At 66.4% G+C, this 17,011-nt stretch carries 14 protein-coding genes; 3 read left to right on the forward strand and 11 right to left on the reverse strand.

Going from position 1 to position 17,011, the window contains the following annotated elements; all coding sequences use genetic code 11:
* The first annotated feature begins 328 nt into the window (after positions 1–328).
* Positions 329–3,718 (forward strand): pyruvate carboxylase, encoded by a 3,390-nt coding sequence (locus ACIGKQ_RS12610; protein WP_396573884.1) that lies wholly within the window; start codon positions 329–331, stop codon positions 3,716–3,718.
* A 55-nt stretch (positions 3,719–3,773) separates the two neighbouring features.
* Here the strand turns inward: ACIGKQ_RS12610 and ACIGKQ_RS12615 are convergent, their stop codons facing one another.
* The 3 genes from ACIGKQ_RS12615 to ACIGKQ_RS12625 form a co-directional block, all read right to left on the reverse strand.
* Positions 3,774–4,469, reverse strand: coding sequence for a hypothetical protein (locus ACIGKQ_RS12615; RefSeq protein ID WP_396573886.1), 696 nt, complete (start codon positions 4,467–4,469; stop codon positions 3,774–3,776).
* Positions 4,470–4,581: 112 nt separating this feature from the next.
* Positions 4,582–6,195 (reverse strand): 4-hydroxyphenylacetate 3-hydroxylase family protein, encoded by a 1,614-nt coding sequence (locus tag ACIGKQ_RS12620; protein ID WP_287016216.1) that lies wholly within the window; start codon positions 6,193–6,195, stop codon positions 4,582–4,584.
* A 50-nt stretch (positions 6,196–6,245) separates the two neighbouring features.
* Positions 6,246–6,812 carry a flavin reductase family protein gene (locus tag ACIGKQ_RS12625; RefSeq protein WP_235723864.1) on the reverse strand — a complete coding sequence of 189 codons (567 nt, stop codon included), beginning with the start codon at positions 6,810–6,812 and terminating at the stop codon, positions 6,246–6,248.
* Positions 6,813–6,932: 120 nt separating this feature from the next.
* Here ACIGKQ_RS12625 and ACIGKQ_RS12630 point away from each other — a divergent pair, with 120 nt between their 5' ends.
* Positions 6,933–7,877, forward strand: a complete 945-nt coding sequence (locus tag ACIGKQ_RS12630; RefSeq protein ID WP_235723863.1) for an AraC family transcriptional regulator — start codon at positions 6,933–6,935, stop codon at positions 7,875–7,877.
* 94 nt (positions 7,878–7,971) lie between these two features.
* Here the strand turns inward: ACIGKQ_RS12630 and uraH are convergent, their stop codons facing one another.
* The 3 genes from uraH to uraD (ACIGKQ_RS12645) are packed head-to-tail and all read right to left on the reverse strand — an operon-like array spanning position 7,972 to position 10,827.
* Positions 7,972–8,298, reverse strand: a complete 327-nt coding sequence (gene uraH / locus ACIGKQ_RS12635; protein WP_235723862.1) for a hydroxyisourate hydrolase — start codon at positions 8,296–8,298, stop codon at positions 7,972–7,974.
* Entirely contained in the window at positions 8,295–8,828 is a 534-nt protein-coding gene (uraD, locus tag ACIGKQ_RS12640; protein WP_396573890.1) for a 2-oxo-4-hydroxy-4-carboxy-5-ureidoimidazoline decarboxylase, read from the reverse strand. The genes uraH and uraD (ACIGKQ_RS12640) overlap by 4 nt, the downstream gene beginning before the upstream one ends.
* A 10-nt stretch (positions 8,829–8,838) precedes the next feature.
* A complete protein-coding gene (gene uraD, locus ACIGKQ_RS12645) occupies positions 8,839–10,827 on the reverse strand; it encodes a 2-oxo-4-hydroxy-4-carboxy-5-ureidoimidazoline decarboxylase (protein WP_235723860.1) in 1,989 nt (662 codons plus the stop codon).
* A gap of 155 nt (positions 10,828–10,982) precedes the next feature.
* Between uraD (ACIGKQ_RS12645) and ACIGKQ_RS12650 the strand changes: the two genes are divergently transcribed.
* Positions 10,983–11,579 carry an NTP transferase domain-containing protein gene (locus tag ACIGKQ_RS12650; RefSeq protein ID WP_396573972.1) on the forward strand — a complete coding sequence of 199 codons (597 nt, stop codon included), beginning with the start codon at positions 10,983–10,985 and terminating at the stop codon, positions 11,577–11,579.
* 8 nt (positions 11,580–11,587) lie between these two features.
* Here ACIGKQ_RS12650 and ACIGKQ_RS12655 read toward each other — a convergent pair whose 3' ends face one another.
* From ACIGKQ_RS12655 to ACIGKQ_RS12675, 5 genes are all read right to left on the reverse strand, one after another.
* On the reverse strand, positions 11,588–11,959 hold the full coding sequence (locus ACIGKQ_RS12655) for a hypothetical protein (protein ID WP_396573892.1): 372 nt from the start codon (positions 11,957–11,959) through the stop codon (positions 11,588–11,590).
* A 13-nt stretch (positions 11,960–11,972) separates the two neighbouring features.
* Positions 11,973–13,781, reverse strand: coding sequence for an acetyl/propionyl/methylcrotonyl-CoA carboxylase subunit alpha (locus ACIGKQ_RS12660; protein WP_396573894.1), 1,809 nt, complete (start codon positions 13,779–13,781; stop codon positions 11,973–11,975).
* Positions 13,782–13,973: 192 nt separating this feature from the next.
* A complete protein-coding gene (locus ACIGKQ_RS12665) occupies positions 13,974–15,500 on the reverse strand; it encodes a condensation domain-containing protein (RefSeq protein WP_396573896.1) in 1,527 nt (508 codons plus the stop codon).
* Positions 15,497–15,949, reverse strand: coding sequence for a SufE family protein (locus ACIGKQ_RS12670; protein ID WP_235723856.1), 453 nt, complete (start codon positions 15,947–15,949; stop codon positions 15,497–15,499). The genes ACIGKQ_RS12665 and ACIGKQ_RS12670 overlap by 4 nt, the downstream gene beginning before the upstream one ends.
* A complete protein-coding gene (locus ACIGKQ_RS12675; RefSeq protein WP_235723855.1) occupies positions 15,946–16,842 on the reverse strand; it encodes a sulfurtransferase in 897 nt (298 codons plus the stop codon). Before ACIGKQ_RS12675 ends, ACIGKQ_RS12670 begins: the two co-directional genes overlap by 4 nt.
* Positions 16,843–17,011: the final 169 nt, after the last annotated feature.

Here is a 17,011-nt window from a genome sequence, read left to right on the forward strand (position 1 = left end):
AGGTGGGTCCATATTTCGTTCGGTCGTCGCTTCCAGTGTCGTCGGAACCGATGTTGCGCCACCTTCCCAGCGGTCTGCGTGAATGCGGCAACCGGGCTGCCATACCGAGCGATTGCTCGGTGATGTTTCCGGAAACGCACAGGTCAACGGCATGATTGTGAGAACGCGGCGTCTCAGGCGTAGTCTTGAGCGTTTGCCTCGGGCGCCGTCGGCCGTAGAACACGCGCGCAGTACTCTGAGACACCCAGCGTGGATTGAATGCGGTACCGGTGCGCCCCCGACATCGTCGTCGCGGGAGCGCTCCGTCGCACTGACGAGAGAGAGACGCGTGTTCGAGAAAGTCCTGGTGGCCAACCGCGGAGAAATCGCCATCCGCGCCTTCCGAGCGTCGTATGAGCTCGGCGCCCGTACGGTGGCGATCTTCCCGTATGAGGACCGGAATTCGGTGCATCGGCTCAAGGCCGATGAGTCGTATCAGATCGGTACTCCGGGTCATCCGGTGCGCGCGTATCTGTCGGTCGATGAGGTGATCGCGGCGGCCGAGCGGTGTGGCGCGGATGCGATCTATCCGGGTTACGGGTTCTTGTCGGAGAATCAGGGTTTGGCCCAGGCGTGTGCGGATGCGGGGATCACGTTCGTGGGTCCGTCGGCGGATGTGTTGGAGCTGACGGGTAACAAGGCGACGGCGGTGGCTGCGGCGAAGGCGGCGGGGTTGCCGGTGTTGGCGTCGTCGGAGCCGTCGGCCGATGTGGCGGAGTTGCTCGCGGCTGCCGAGTCGATGCAGTTCCCGGTGTTCGTCAAGGCGGTGGCCGGTGGTGGTGGCCGGGGTATGCGTCGGGTGGAGAAGATCGCGGATCTGGCCGATGCGATCGCGGCGGCCTCGCGGGAGGCGGAGGCGGCATTCGGGGATCCGACGGTGTTCCTGGAGCAGGCGGTGGTCAATCCGCGCCATATCGAGGTGCAGATCCTGGCCGATACCCACGGCAATGTGATCCATCTGTTCGAGCGGGATTGTTCGGTGCAGCGTCGTCATCAGAAGGTGATCGAGTTGGCGCCGGCGCCGAACCTGTCACCGGAGTTGCGCGAGAAGATCTGCTCGGACGCGGTCGCGTTCGCCCGCCACATCGGCTACACGTGCGCCGGGACGGTCGAGTTTCTGCTCGACGAAAACGGTCAGCATGTGTTCATCGAGATGAATCCGCGCATCCAGGTCGAGCACACGGTGACCGAGGAGATCACCGATGTGGACCTGGTGGGCTCACAGCTGCGCATCGCGTCGGGTGAATCGCTGGACGATCTCGGATTGTCGCAGGACACTCTGGCGATTCGGGGTGCGGCGATGCAGTGCCGGATCACCACCGAGGACCCGGCCAACGGGTTCCGGCCCGACGTCGGACGCATCACCGCCTACCGCAGTCCGGGTGGTGCCGGGGTGCGTCTGGACGGCGGTGCGGTGCTCGGTGCCGAGGTGACCGGCCACTTCGACTCGATGCTGGTGAAACTCACGTGTCGCGGTCGGGATTTCGCGACCGCGGCGCGCCGTGCGCGGCGTGCGGTGGCCGAGTTCCGGATTCGTGGAGTGGCCACCAACATCCCGTTCCTGCAGGCGGTGCTCGATGATGTCGACTTCCGCGAGGGCCGGGTGACGACGTCGTTCATCGAGGACCGTCCGTGGCTGCTGACCTCGCGCAGCTCGGCCGACCGCGGCACCAAGATCCTGTCGTATCTGGCCGATGTGACGGTCAACAAGCCGCACGGCGAACGTCCGACGAAGGTGTATCCGCGTGACAAGCTGCCCACGCTGGATCGCGCCACCCTCGCCTCACCGCCGGACGGTTCGCGTCAGCGGTTGTTGGAGTTGGGGCCGGCCGGGTTTGCCGCGGATCTACGGGATTCGAAACGACTTGCCGTCACCGACACCACTTTCCGGGACGCTCATCAGTCGTTGCTGGCCACCCGGGTCCGTACGACCGGGTTGATGGCGGTGGCGCCCTATGTGGCGGCGATGACCCCCCAGTTGTTGTCGCTGGAATGCTGGGGTGGGGCCACCTACGACGTGGCGTTGCGGTTCCTGAAGGAAGACCCGTGGGATCGGTTGGCGCAGTTGCGTGAAGCGGTACCCAACATCTGTTTGCAGGTGTTGCTGCGGGGCGCCAACACCGTCGGCTACACCCCGTACCCGACCAAGGTGACCACCGCGTTCGTCGCCGAGGCCACCGCAACCGGTATCGACATCTTCCGGATCTTCGACGCGCTCAACAACATCGAGCAGATGCGTCCGGCCATCGACGCGGTACGCGAGACCGGCACGGCGGTCGCCGAGGTCGCCATGTCCTACACCGGTGACCTGGCCAACCCGAACGAGGACCTCTACACCCTCGACTACTACCTGCGGTTGGCCGAACAGATCGTCGATGCCGGCGCGCACGTGTTGGCGATCAAGGACATGGCCGGGCTGTTGCGGGCGCCGGCGGCGACGAAGCTGGTGTCGGCATTGCGCAGCAACTTCGATCTGCCGGTGCATGTGCACACTCACGACACCCCCGGCGGGCAGCTCGCCACCTATCTGGCGGCGTGGGAGGCCGGGGCGTCGGCCGTGGACGGCGCCAGTGCGGCGTTGGCCGGTACCACCAGCCAGCCGGCGTTGTCGGCGATCGTGGCCGCCGCTGCTCATTCCGAGCGTGACACCGGCCTCGATCTGCAGGCCGTCTGCGACCTCGAGCCGTACTGGGAGGCGCTACGCAAGGTGTACGCGCCGTTCGAGTCCGGACTGCCCGCGCCGACCGGACGGGTCTACACCCACGAGATCCCCGGTGGGCAGTTGTCGAACCTGCGACAGCAGGCCATCGCCCTCGGACTGGGCAACCGGTTCGAGGCCGTTGAAGAGGCCTACGCCGCCGCCGACCGCATGCTGGGTCGAGTGATCAAGGTGACCCCGTCGTCGAAGGTCGTCGGCGATCTCGCGTTGGCGTTGGTCGGCCGCGGCATCACCGCCGACGAGTTCGCCGCCAACCCGCAGGGCTACGACATCCCCGACTCGGTGATCGGTTTCCTGCGTGGCGAACTCGGCGATCCCGCTGGCGGCTGGCCCGAACCGCTACGCTCACTGGCGTTGGAGGGCCGCGCCGAGGCGGCGGCCACCGCCGAGTTGTCCGACGACGATTCGCAGGCGCTCGACACCCCCGGCCAGAAACGCCAGCACACTCTCAACCGGTTGCTGTTCCCCGGCCCCACCAAGGAATTCGACGACCACCAGGAGACCTACGGCGACACCTCCCGGCTGTCGGCGAACCAGTTCTTCTACGGGCTGCGTTACGGCGAGGAACACCGCGTCGAGCTCGAACCCGGTGTCGACTTGCTGATCGGGCTCGAAGCGATCAGCGAACCCGACGAGAAGGGCATGCGCACCGTCATGTGCATCCTCAACGGACAACTACGTCCGGTGCAGGTGCGTGACCGTTCCGTCGATGCCGAGGTCGCCGCGGCCGAGAAGGCCGATCGCGGCAATCCGCACCACATCGGCGCACCGTTCGCCGGAGTCGTGTCGCTGAGTGTGGACGTCGGCGACGAGGTCGCCGCCGGCGCTGCCATCGGCACCATCGAGGCGATGAAGATGGAAGCCACCATCACTGCGCCCGTCGGCGGCAAGGTCGTCCGCGTCGCCATCGGCCAGGTCACCCAGGTCACCCCGGGCGATCTGCTCGTCGAAATCGGGTAGCGGGGTCACGCCCGCGACAGTTCCCCATGTGAATCGGTATCCACATGGGGAACTGTCAATTACGGGGGTGATTTCCGGCGTATCTGTCAGTCCTCCGTGTGGTTGGCTTGGCCGTCGACGACGAGATCTGCAAGGTGCCTGCTCGCGGCGACCAGCCGGGCGTTGGGTTCGTCGACGGAGTCGACCCACGCGGCGGCATCGGCAAGGCCCTTGCCGGCGGCGCGGTGGCGACGTAGCAGCCGTTCGCGTCGGAGGGGACCCGGCGCGTCGATGTAGTAGAGGCGGCGTAGCAGTGGACGCACCGCGGACCATGGCGGGTTGTCGAGAGCAAGGTAGTTGCCTCCACGACAATCACCCGGGCAGTGGGTGCGACGACGAGCCGCGCGGCGATCGGTTCGCCCATGACATGGTCGAAGTCGGGGCAGTACACCGGTCGGTCGCCGCACGCGGTGATCCGTTCGAGCAGCGTGACGAAGCCGTCGGCATCGAAGGTATCCGGTGCGCCTTTGCGGTCGCCGCGGCCGATGTCGGCGAGCACGCGGTCGGATAGATGAAACCCGTCCATCGGGACGTATGCGACCGTGTCGGGTCCGCGTCGGGCTCCGAGGATGTCGATCACCGCGCGCGTGATCGTGGTCTTACCGCCGCCGGGCGGGCCGGTGATGCCGACGAGTACCCGCTCCGTTCCGGACAGGAGGCCGGCGATGTCGTCGGCGACTGCGGCGGCGGGTCCGTCAACGGCGTCGGGCATGCGATCGACGGTAGTCGCCATCAGTAACGCGGGTCGGGGGCGGACAGCGCGAGCCGTCCCGGTTCCCGCGGGCCGTCGACGGTCCGCGGGAGCCGAGACGACCCGCGCGAGGCTAGCTCGACCGGCCGAACCAGCTGACGTCGTCGTTGCCGATGAGGTCGGGGACCGTCCAGCCGTCCAGGTCGTACTCGGACAGGCACTGTTCGGCGAGACCCTTCATGGATTCCACACCACCACGGTTCTGCGCGGCGAACAGCAACTCTGCCTTCACATTCTCGTGGTTGCCCGAGTAGTTGCGCTCGTAGAGTTCGTGCCGGCCGCCGAATTCGGAACCGATCGAATCCCACAGTGCCTTCATCACCTTCACCCGATCGACCGCGGTGATGCCGTTGGAACCGCGGACGTACTTGTCGAGGTACGGGCGCACATCGGGGCTCTTGAAGTCGGCGGCGCTCGACGGCAGATAGATCAGGCCCGACGCGACGTCCTGCTCGATGATCTCCTTGATACGCGGGTAGCCCTGCATCATGAACATCCGGTAGGTGAGGCCATACTCGAGGCGCGGGATCACGGTGTCGCCGATCCACGGTTCGGGGTTGTGGGCCATCGCATCGGTGAGCGTCCAGAACAGATTGCGCCAACCGATCACCTCACCGACGCGGGTCTGCACACCACGGAAGCCGCCGGAGCCGGTGGCGTCAAGGGCCTTCATCAGCAACCCGGCGATGAAGTCGAGTTTCACCGCCAGACGGGTACAGCCCTGGAAGGTGAACCGCGGCAGGAAGCCGGATTGCGGGAAGAAGGCGTTGATGCGCTCGACGTCGCCGTACATGAAGACGTTCTCCCAGGGCACGAGCACCTTGTCGAAGACGAAGATGGTGTCGTTCTCGTCCATCCGGCTCGACAGCGGGTAGTCGTACGGGCTGCCCATGACCGCGGCCTGTTCGGTGTAGGAGGTCCGGCAGATGAGTTTGATGCCGGGTGCGTCCATCGGCACGGTGCAGATGAGCGCGAATTCCTTCTTGCGGATCGGCAGCCCGTAGTGGGCGATGAAGTTGTAGTTGGTGATGGCCGAGCCGGTGGCGACGACCTTCGCTCCCGAGACGATCAGCCCCGCGTCGGTTTCCTTCTCCACCTTCATGAACACGTCGCCGACCTCGTCGGGCGGCAACTGACGATCCACCGGCGGATTGATGATGGCGTGGTTCCAGTACAGGACCTTTTCCTGTGACTCGCGATACCAGCGTTCGGCGTTGGCCTCGAACGGTGCATAGAGATCCTTGTTGGCATGCAGGGTGCCCAGGAAGCTGGCCTTGTAGTCGGGGGAGCGTCCCATCCAGCCGTAGGTCATCCGTGCCCATTCGGCGATCGCATCACGTTCTTTGACCAGATCTGCCGAGCTCGTGGGCGCCTTGAAGAACGGCATCGTCACGCCGCCGTTGCCGGTGTCGGTGGGCGCGGTCACCTTGTCGCGGGTGGCCGGATCGTGCATCGAGTCGTAGAGGCGAGCCGTCATCCGGATCGGGTTGCGGAAGGCTGGGTGGGTGGTCACATCTTTCACGCGCTCGCCGTGTAGCCAGATCTCGCGCCCGTCCTTGAGTGACTCGATGTACTCGTCGCCGGTCATCGGCCGGGAGGCGAAATTGCGCGTCTTGTTGGCCGCACTGTCGGCTGCCGGGTTGGTGGTCGGTGCGTCGGTGTCGGGCCGCTCGTCGAGAGTGGTCATGATTGATACCTCTTTCTGATCGATCGATCGTGACTGGTTATGAAAACGGTTCAGGCGGTGCGGGTTCCGGCCAGATGAAACGGGGTGAACGTGGTGGTCGAGTCGAACCATCCCGAATGCGGATCGTCGGCGCACAACGTCCACAGTGAGTTCACGCTCGGCTCGCCGAGATCGTGAAAGGTGCTGCGGTAGTACAACAGTGGTGACTTCCCGCTCGACGATGCGTCGACGATCTCGCCGATGAAGATGATGTGGTCGCCGCCGTCGTAGCTACGCCATGGGAGGCAACTGAGGGTGGCGGCGGCGCCCTGCAGGACCGGTGCGGTCGGCCCGTCGTCCCATCGGGGTCCCGGGTCGGCCGGCCTGCCGGCGAAATGCATTGCGATGTCGAGTTGATCGGCTGCCATGATGTTCACCGCGAATGGTGCATCGGTGAGGTACCCGCAGGCCTTGGACTTGCGCGTCAGGGTGACCTGGCAGAGGCGAGGTTCGAGCGAGACGGCCGTGAATGCGGTGACGGTTGCGCCGTGCGGCTCACCGTCGGCGTTTGTGCAGGTGATCACCGTGACGCCGCTGGCGAACTGGCCGAAGATGTTCTGTAGCGCCGTGCGTTCCATGTGACTACTCCTTTCGATGATCGCTAATGTGAGGTAGAACATATTTCGACGTCGGCCCCTTGACGATCCGCTGAACGCGACAGCGATCCGGAATGCGCGGCGAGGTCGTGAGGAGTGTCGATGAGTCAGCTGCAACAGCTTTCAATACCGGGTGATCCGGATTGGGATGCAGCGTCGGATGCGGTGTCCGCAGCCTATTTCCCACACGTGCTGCGGCCCCGTGTCGCCCGCAGCACAGCGACCGAGGCCGATGTCGCGGTCACGGTGCTCGGCCCGCTGCGTATCGCGCGGATCGGATGGGGCGCGGAGGTATCGATTCACTCCGACCATCCCGGCGCCTACGGCATCAACGTCCCGCTCAACGGTGTGCTCGAGACGTCGGTCGCCGGACATTCGGTGGTGTCGACCAGCGGGTCGGCGACGGTCAATCCGCCCGACACCCCCACCGACATCACCCGCTGGTCGAGCACTTGCACGATCGTCGGCGTCAAGATCGACCGCGACTTCCTGCACCACGAGATGTGTCGGGTGACCGGGCAACCCGACACGTCCATACCCGATCAGCTCGATCTTCGTTCACCCGAAGGCGCGAGTTGGTTCCGTCTGGTGCAGTCGATCGCCGGACAGCCCGCCGACGACCCGCTACTGGCCAACCCGTTGGTCGCCGAACAACTCGCCGGATCGTTGACCGATGCGTTTCTCTTGGCGGCCGTCCCCGACGATCGGGGCGATCATCTGCTGCCTCGACCGCGGATCGTGACCCGAGTGCTCGACGCCCTGCGCGCCGACCCGGCACGGCCCTGGACGGCCGCGGACATGGCCGAGTCGGCCGGGGTGAGCGTGCGTCGCCTTCAGGAGGGCTTTCGGCAATACGTGGGGAAGACGCCGCGTGAATGTCTCACCGAGATCCGACTCGCTGCGGTTCACGACGACCTCATGCGCGGAACGTCGGCGTCGGTGACCGACGCCGCGATGAAGGCGGGTTTCACCCACACCGGACGGTTCGCCGCCGCGTTCCGACAGCGATACGGCGTCTCGCCGTCCCAACTACTCACCGACCGCTGAGCGCGCGACCGGTGGGGGAGTTCTGGACGCAGTTTCGAGTTCCGGCCAGGAGCCCGAACTGCGGCCAGAGCCTGCAGGTGCGGCCGGCACCGGGTCAGCTACCCCGATATGTCGAGTAGGCGTACGGGCTCAGCAGCAGCGGCACGTGGTGGTGGCGCTGCGGATCGCCGACCTCGAAGCAGATGTCGACCTCGGGGTAGAAGCCGGTGAGCTGCTGATCGGCGAACCAGCTGCCGGTGTCGAAGACGAGATGGTGGATGCCGGCGATGAGCGCGTCGGTGTTGACCTGCGCGATCCGGCCGTCACCGTCGGTGACGCCGGCAGCGAGTTCGGTGCCGGAGGCATCCTGCAGGGACACCGCGACGCCGACGGCGGGTGCGCCGCTGACGGCATCGAGGACGTGGGTCGACAAACCGGTCACGCCTGGGCCTCCTCGTCGAGGTAGATGCTTGCCGGTGTCAGCATACGGATCAGTCGGCTGCGGTTGATCTTGGCGAGTTCCATGCGCATCACCCGACGTTCGGTCTCGGGGTCATTGCTCATGCGCTGCTTGAGGATGTCGAGGAGCTCCGCGGCGGGGCGGCCGTTGGCGAACACCAGGTAGACGTGACCGAACCTCTCCTCGTAGGCCGCGTTGAGTTCCTTGATCTCGGCCAGCACATCGGCGTCGGCGCCGGTGACCCCGGACTGTTCGCGTTTCGACGACGGATTGTCGGCCCGGTCGCCGATCCGCGGGTGTCCGGCCAACGCGTCGTCGAGATCCTTCTCGGTGAGCTCGGCCATGATCAGGTCGGCGTACTCGAGCAGCGCCTCGTCGTCGGAGAACGGCCGGGCCGACGCCACGCGCACTGCCCAGATCCGGGAGCTGCAGCATTCGAAGAGCTGATTGATGGCCCGACGTTCGGACAATTCGTTGAAACTGGACAATCCTCGCCAATCGACACGACGCATGCGCCCCAGCCTAAGAGAGTTCCGGTTGTCGGGTGAATCGGGCCGACGTGAACGGGTTGGCGTCGGCGACGAGATCGTCGAAGCGGTAGTTCGCGATCTTGGCGATCTCGATCAACGCGAACGACTTCTCGCTCGTCTCCGAGTTGTCCATGCGTGCCCAGCCGTTTCGCAGGACCCGGTCGTAGCGTTCGGTCTCGCGGGCACAGATGACGAGCGGGAACCCGAAATGCTCCTGGTAGGCGGCAGCCAGATTCACCACATTCTCGTGCTCGGTCTCCTCGAGGTGAGACAGCCCCTTGTGGTCGACAGCAACCAGCTCGCCGGTCTCCTCGTCCTCGGCGCCCAGATCCGGGAAGGCGCGGATGAGCGCCAACTGTTCCTCGTCGCTGCCGGTGAGCATCGCCTCCTGGAACGCGCTGCGCAGGTCGTGGACGTCCTCGAACGGCTTCTGATCCCAGGCCCGGTCGAGCACCCAGTCGACGTTCTGTACGACGCCGCCGAAGGTGTCCCGGAACTGCTCCTTGGACATCGTGTTGACCTCGTCAAGGGTGATCGCGCCGCCACCGGCCACCGCGGGCCCACGGCCACCCACGTGGAAGAACAACAGATTCAACAGGATGGCGGTGATCGCGCCCATGGTGATCCCGGTGGAGAACGGGATCTGCAAGAAGATGTTCGGCATCGCCTCGTCCACTCCGGGCAGCGCAGGCACGTCGACCTGCTCACCGGACTTCTCGATCACGGTGGTCGGGGCGGCTGACTGGGAGAACTGCACATACAGCGCGACGGCCAGCGACGTCGCCGAGATGATCAGGTTGCGATGATCGGTGAAATCGACCGAGGTGAGTGTCTGGATGCCGACGATCGCGACGGTGGCGAACATGATCAACGCGGCACCGCCGAGGACCGGCGCAGGAATCGACTCGACCACCTTCGCCAGCTTGGGCAGCACCCCCAGAATGATCATGATGACGCCCGCACAGGCGACCACCCAGCGACTCTTGACGCCGGTGAGCCGGACCAGACCGACGTTCTCGGAGAAGGCCGTATACGGGAACGAGTTGAACGAACCGCCGATCATGGTGGCCAAGCCGTCGGCGCGCACGGTGGCCGCGACGTCCTCTTTTTTGATGCGCTTGCCGACGATCTCGCCGGTCGCGAAGACCGACCCGGTCGATTCCACCGCGACAACGAGGAGCACCACGATCAGTGAGACGATTGCGACGATGTCCCACTGCGGCCAGCCGAACGCGAAGGGCGGGGTGAAGCCCAGCCACGACGCCTCGCCGACCGAAGAGAACGAGGCGTCGCCGAGGAGCCACGCGATGAAGGTGCCGACCGTGAGGCCGAGGAGCACCGCGATCGTCGCCATGAACCCGCGGAAGAAGCGTTGCATCAACACGATCAGCAGGATGGTGCCCAGTGCATAGCAGACCCAACGCCAGTTGGCGGAGTCGTGTAGATGGGTGGCGGGATCGCTCACCGCGTCGCCGGCGCCCACCGGGATGAGACAGATACCGATGATGGTGATCAGGGTGCCGGTCACCACCGGCGGCAGGAATCGGATCAGCTTGGCGAAGAACGGCGCGATCAGAAAGGTGAACACGCCGGCCGCGATGACCGCGCCGTAGACGGTCTGCAGCCCGACACGTCCGCCGCCGTGATTGTTGGCGATCTGGATGACCGGCGCCAGGGTCGCGAAGGTGATTCCTTGCAGCAGTGGCAGCCGGACGCCGATCTTCCAGAATCCGACGGCTTGTAGCAGCGAGGCGATGCCGCAGGTGAACAGGTCGGCGGTGATCAGCATCGTCAGCGCTTCGTCGTCGAGGTCGATGGCGCGTGCGATGAGCAGGGGGACGAGGACAGCGCCGGCGTAGAAGGCCACCACGTGCTGGGCACCGAGCGCCACCAGTTTCCCGGGTGGGGGTACCTGGTCGACCGGATGCACCCGGCGTTTGCGCTGCGGTGCCCCGATGGGGGCGCTGGAATCGGTTGCCATTGGCCTCATCACCTAGAGTTCGTAGCCCTGCCGTGAACGATCGCCGCGCACAGCAGATAAATAGTGAACCTCGATGCGGATTCCCGCTCGGCGGTGGATCGTATATTTCGTCGTGGTAAAAGGTGCGGAACGGACAGGAGGCCAGTGCGGTGGCGATGACGGGACCCGAGGGCCGTGACCTGCCGGACACGTCTGCGAGTCGCGTCGGTGCGGTGTGTGGCGTGGTGCTCGCAGCCGGCGCCGGAAGTCGCTACGGAATGCCGAAAATCCTTGCACACCAAGGTCAGTGGCTAGCGATCGCGGTGCGGGCGCTGCGCGACGGGGGGTGCGACGAGGTGGTGGTGGCGATGGGGGCGAGCACTGTCGAACCACCCGGCGGGGCATCGGTGCTCCACGTCGACGACTGGGCGACGGGTCTGTCGGCGACAGTGCGCGCCGCCGCGGGATGGGTGGCACAGCGGCGGGATCCCGCCGCGATGGTTTTACATGTTGTTGACACACCCGATGTGGGGCCGGAGGTCACCGGCCGCGTCGTCGACGCGGCGCAGCGTCGGCGGGATGTGGTGGCACGCGCGGTGTTCGACGGACGGCCGGGCCACCCGGTGTACATCGGGTCCGACCATCTCGACCCGCTCGGTGCTCATCTGCAGGGTGACGTCGGGGCGGGACGGTATCTGGCGACCGTCGCGGGTCTGCGCACCGTGGAGTGCGGTGACCTGGCCACGGGCCGCGACCGCGACCTGCCGGACTGATCTCGCTCTCAGAGCCCGGGTAGGCCGTCCGGCACGGTGTGTGGCAGGGCGACGTCGAGTACGCCCGCGGCGAAGCGGGTCACCGGGCCGCCGGCGGCACGCAACGCGGCATCGTATCCGGCGCGTGCGCGACCGCAGTAGTGGGTGGGCTGACCGTGGGTGACGTCGAGTCCGATGACGGCGATCGTCTCGCCCGTGGTGGGGATGCAGATGCCCCACACGAACAGATTCTCCGATTCCCATCCACGCGCGACGACCTCGATGTACCCGAGCGGATCGGGCACACCGAGGTCGTCGAGTGCGGGGACGTCGGAGATCCGTTCATCGGCACGCAGCGCGCGCAGATACCAGGCTCCGGCGTTGATCTCGACCGGTTCCATGACCGGTGCGTCGCTACTTCAGTTCGAGCAGCACGGTGCCCTGGGTGACGGCGGCGCCGGCCTCGATCGCGAGTCCGGTGACCACACCGTCCTTGTGGGCGGTGACGGGGTTCTCCATCTTCATGGCCTCGAGCACGACGACGAGTTCGCCGGCGGAGACCTGCTGGCCCTCCTCCACGGCGACCTTCACGACGGTGCCCTGCATGGGCGCTGCCACGGCGTCACCGGAGACGGCGGCATTGCCACCCTTTTTGCGGGACCGGGCCTTCGGCTTCTTGCGGACCACGCCGTTGGCGCTGCCGCCACCGCCACCGAGCGCGAGATCACCCGGCAGCGAAACCTCGACGCGTCGGCCGCCGACCTCGACGACGACGTTCTGGCGCGGCAGCGACTCGTCGTCCTCGATCGGCTCACCACCGGTGTATGGCTCGATCGGGTTGTCCCAGTCGGTTTCGATCCACTTGGTGTAGACATCGAAGGTCTCGACGCCGTTCTCGTCGGTGTGGCCGTGGAAGGCCGGGTTCTCGACGATATGGCGGTGGAACGGGATGACCGTGGCCAGGCCCTCGACTTCGAACTCGGCGAGCGCGCGCGCCGAGCGCTCGAGCGCCTGCTCGCGGGTCTCGCCGGTGACGATGAGCTTGGCGAGCATCGAGTCGAACTGTCCGCCGATCACGTCGCCGGCAACGACGCCGGAGTCGACGCGCACGCCGGGACCGGTCGGCTCCTTGTACACCGTGACCGGCCCGGGGGCGGGCAGGAAGTTGCGGCCGGCGTCCTCGCCGTTGATGCGGAACTCGAAGGAGTGCCCGCGCGGCGTCGGATCCTCGGAGATCTCGAGCTTCTCGCCGTTGGCGATGCGGAACTGCTGACGAACCAGGTCGATACCGGAGGTCTCCTCGGTGACCGGGTGCTCCACCTGCAGACGGGTGTTGACCTCGAGGAAGGACACCAGGCCGTCGCTACCGACGAGGAACTCGACCGTGCCTGCACCGTAGTAGCCGGCCTCGCGGCAGATGGCCTTGGCCGACTCGTGGATCTTGGTGCGCTGCTCGTCGGTGAGGAACGGCGCGGGGGCCTCCTCGACCAGCTTCTGGAAGCGGCGCTGCAGCGAGCAGTCGCGGGTACCGGCGACGATGACGTTACCGTGCTGGTCGGCGATGACCTGGGCCTCGACGTGGCGGGCCTTGTCCAGGTAGCGCTCCACGAAGCACTCGCCGCGACCGAAGGCGGCGACGGCCTCGCGGGTGGCCGACTCGAACAGGTGCGGGATCTCCTCGATGGTGTAGGCCACCTTCATGCCGCGTCCACCGCCGCCGAAAGCCGCCTTGATCGCGACCGGTACGCCGTGTTCCTCGGCGAACGCGACGACCTCGTCGGCGTCCTTAACCGGGTCCTTGGTGCCCGGCGCCATCGGTGCGTCGGCCTTGAGCGCGATGTGGCGGGCGGTGACCTTGTCGCCGAGGTCGCGGATGGACTGCGGCGACGGGCCGATCCAGATCAATCCGGCGTCCAGCACGGCCTGCGCGAAGTCGGCGTTCTCGGAGAGGAAGCCGTAGCCGGGATGGATGGCGTCGGCGCCCGACTTGGCCGCGGCGTCGAGGATCTTGTCGAACACGAGGTAGGACTCGGCCGAGGTCTGGCCGCCGAGCGCGAACGCCTCGTCGGCGAGCTTCACGAACAGCGCGTCGGCGTCGGGTTCGGCGTACACGGCGACGCTGGCCAGACCGGCGTCCCGAGCGGCCCGGATCACTCGCACCGCGATCTCGCCACGATTGGCGATGAGGACCTTGGAAATACTGTTCGCAGAGCTACTTGGCACTTGTTCTCCTGGGCGTCGTGACGCTCGGTGGAGCGGCACTTGGTCGTTATGAATCACATCACGCGTCTGGGGTTTCACCCGTCCGGCCGATCGTGACGGCCCTCGGAGTGAGGCACGACACTCGAGTCTAAGTGTCACGCGTTCAGGGCAATACCCTAGCCCACCGATCAAGCGATCGGTCGCCCCCTCCGGTTACTCGTCGGTACGAAAAGTGCTCGCGTCACCGAGCTCCCGGATCAACCGGGCGAAATCGTGCAGGTAGGCCTGGACGGGACCGACGGGACCGGTGTCCGTGTCGCCGGGTTCGGCGGCCGGAGTGGGATAGTTCACGTCGGCGCCCGGGACGTTCTGACTATCAGGCGACGCTGCGGGTTCCGGTGGGAAGCGGGCCGACACCCGCATGCCGCCGGGTGTCCGATTGATCCAGATATAGACCTCGTGGGGTGCATAACTGTGGCTGCGCAACACCTTCGCCCGGCCCGCGTCGGCCTCGGCCGCCCCCGGGGCATATCGCGTGTCGATGAACGAGATCACGAACAAGGGTTCGCCGCTGTGGCCGAGGAGTTCGGCGACCCGCAGGAACGGCAGCCCGGCGCCCTGGCGGGACCGTTTGAGTTCGGCGGTCGCCCGTGTGACCGCCTGATCGAAGGTCGGTGAATCGGAGACGTCGAGGGTGAACGGGGCCACCGCAACGAACCAGCCCAGCGCGGTGAGCCAGCGAGCGTCGTCGCGGGTGTGGCGGGGGAGCACGCAGCGGAACTCGTCGTCGCCGGTGCGATCGTGATGCACCAGGGCGCACGCCGCGAGCACGCCTGCGGTCAGCGTGCCGCCGGCCTGCGAGCAGACCGCGGTGAATCTGTTGGCGGCCGCGTCGTCGAGGATCAGGCCGTACAGCGATTGCTGGGCGACGGCGGATTCGTCGCTCGGATCGGGGGCGGGTGACTCCAGCTCGGCGCGGTCGATGGTCGCGGCCTCGGAATCGGCGGTGAAGGCCGGCATGCCGCCGTGGCCGGCGCGCAGGAAATCCGTCCACGTCCGTACCGCTGGGTGGTCGCCGCCGGTCTGGTCGGCCATTCGGCGTTCCTGGGCGCTGAAGTCGACGTAGCTGCCGACGGGCGCCAGTTCGGGTTGCTCCTGACGCCGTGCTGCGCGGTAGAGGGTGGCGAGTTCGTGTTGCGCCATGATCAGCGAGTAGCCGTCGACGAGCGAATGGTCGGCGGCGAACAGCAGGGTGAACGAGTCCTCCCGGCCGACGGTGGCGAACATGTAGGCCGGCCAATGCAGCGGCGCCGTCGCACGGTCGAAGGCGCCGGCGATCTGTTCGACCAGCGGACCCGACTCGGTGTACCAGCCGATGCGGCCCATCTTGAGCTTGACGGTGCCGGGCTCTGTGCTGAGTCGTTGGAGGCCGTCACCGCGGATGATGACGTGGCTGCGCAACACCTCGTGTCGGTCGATCCACTGCAGCAGGGTGGTCCGGATGGCCGGGATCGACAGCGGTTCGGCGAATTCGATGGCCAGACCCAGCCAGGATTCCCGGCCGCCCTCGCGTCGGGTGCGCAGCCGATAGTCGAACGCCGACCGCAGATGCTGCTCGTGATTGTGCGACGTGAGGCGGGAATCGCGGCTCCAGGAACCCAGGCCACCCGAGACATACGGCATCCACTCGACGAGTCCGCCAGGCTCCACCGACTCGTCGCGGATCTGGACGAACTTCATGTCGAACTGGTGGGGGTGCCGGGTCCGTCCCCGGCCTGACGTCGCACCTGTCCTTTGATCCGGGCGAGCATGCCCGCCATACCCCGCAGTCGCAGCGGACTGACCGCCGAGCCCAGCCCCAGATCGTGATAGAAGTCCGCCGGCACCGCGAGGATCTCGTCGGCGGGCGCGCCGTCGAGGCCCTGATACAGGATCGAGGCGAAACCGCGGGTGGTCGGAGCCTCTGCCGGCGCCGTCAGGTACAGCCGCACATGATCAGTGTCGGCGGCGTCCACCGACAGGAATACCGGCGACTGACACTCCGGCACCGGCTCCATCGCGTCCTGTTGGAGGTGGGACGGGAGCTCGGGCAGTTCACGCGAGAACTCCAGCAGCAACGTCACCTTGTCGGCATCGCCGAGTGCGCCGAAGTCGTCGACGATCTCGGCGAGAGCAGCCGGCAGTGTCATGTCGTCGCCGGGGCGGCGCCCGGCTCGGGGCCGATGGCGATGGGCACCCGCACCGCGTTACCCCATTCGGTCCACGACCCGTCGTAGTTGCGCACCTTGTCGTAGCCGAGCAGATGGGTCAGCACGAACCAGGTGTGGCTCGACCGCTCGCCGATGCGGCAGTACGCGATGGTCGGGGTTGACGGATCGAGGTCGGCGTAGATCTCCTCGAGTTCCTTACGGCCGCGGAAGCGGCTGTCCGGTGCGGCGGCCTTGGCCCACGGGATGGAGATGGCGGTGGGGATGTGGCCCCCGCGTAGCGCACCCTCCTCTGGGTAGTCCGGCATGTGCGTGCGTTCGCCGGTGTACTCCTGCGGGGAGCGCACGTCGACGAGCGGTTGGGTACCGAGCGCCTCGAGCACCTCCGGCGCGAATGCGCGGATTCGGGAGTCATCACGCTCGACGACGGGGTAGTCCGATCGCGGGTACTCGGGCACATCGAAGGACGTGTCGCGATCCTCCGACATCCAGGCGTCGCGGCCACCGTCGAGCAGCCGGACGTCCTCGTGGCCGAACAGCGTGAACACCCACAGCGCGTAGGCGGCCCACCAATTGCTCTTGTCGCCGTAGATCACCACGGTGTCGTCGCGTTCGATCCCCTTGCTACGCATGAGCTCAGCGAACTGTTCACCGTTGATGTAGTCGCGGGTCACCGGATCGTTGAGATGAAGATGCCAGTCGATCTTCTGCGCGGTCGGGATGTGACCGATGTCGAAGAGCAGGACATCCTCGTCCGACTCGACGATCTTGAGTCCCTTCGCACCGAGATGCGCCGACAGCCACTGGGTGCTGACCAGACGCTCCGGATGCGCGTACTCGGCGAATGCCGGATTCGGATCGGTCTCCACGCTCAACTGCGGTCCCTTCAATCTGTGGTCGCCGATGCGGCATCGGGCGGTCTGACGGACACGGCGATCCGGTGTCTGGCAATGAGCCTACCCACTGCCGAAGTCGCGTGGCGTGCCGACTCACGGTCGTGTCGGCGAGCTGAGAGCTCAGCCGACGCGGTGCCCTTCCATGGAC

Origin of the sequence: Gordonia sp. NPDC062954, assembly GCF_044543825.1 — a bacterium.
GTDB classification, from domain to species: Bacteria; Actinomycetota; Actinomycetes; order Mycobacteriales; family Mycobacteriaceae; genus Gordonia; species Gordonia tangerina.

Excerpts from the sequence above, each read along its gene's own strand:
- ACIGKQ_RS12670 (WP_235723856.1), bottom strand. The coding sequence starts at position 15,949 with ATGACACTGCCGGCTGCTCTCGCCGAGATCGTCGACGACTTCGGCGCA.
- ACIGKQ_RS12625 (WP_235723864.1), bottom strand. The coding sequence starts at position 6,812 with ATGGAACGCACGGCGCTACAGAACATCTTCGGCCAGTTCGCCAGCGGC.
- ACIGKQ_RS12615 (WP_396573886.1), bottom strand. The coding sequence starts at position 4,469 with ATGCCCGACGCCGTTGACGGACCCGCCGCCGCAGTCGCCGACGACATC.
- ACIGKQ_RS12665 (WP_396573896.1), bottom strand. The coding sequence starts at position 15,500 with ATGAAGTTCGTCCAGATCCGCGACGAGTCGGTGGAGCCTGGCGGACTC.
- ACIGKQ_RS12620 (WP_287016216.1), bottom strand. The coding sequence starts at position 6,195 with ATGACCACTCTCGACGAGCGGCCCGACACCGACGCACCGACCACCAAC.
- uraD (WP_235723860.1), bottom strand. The coding sequence starts at position 10,827 with ATGGCAACCGATTCCAGCGCCCCCATCGGGGCACCGCAGCGCAAACGC.
- uraD (WP_396573890.1), bottom strand. The coding sequence starts at position 8,828 with ATGCGTCGTGTCGATTGGCGAGGATTGTCCAGTTTCAACGAATTGTCC.
- ACIGKQ_RS12630 (WP_235723863.1), top strand. The coding sequence starts at position 6,933 with ATGAGTCAGCTGCAACAGCTTTCAATACCGGGTGATCCGGATTGGGAT.
- ACIGKQ_RS12650 (WP_396573972.1), top strand. The coding sequence starts at position 10,983 with ATGACGGGACCCGAGGGCCGTGACCTGCCGGACACGTCTGCGAGTCGC.
- ACIGKQ_RS12655 (WP_396573892.1), bottom strand. The coding sequence starts at position 11,959 with ATGGAACCGGTCGAGATCAACGCCGGAGCCTGGTATCTGCGCGCGCTG.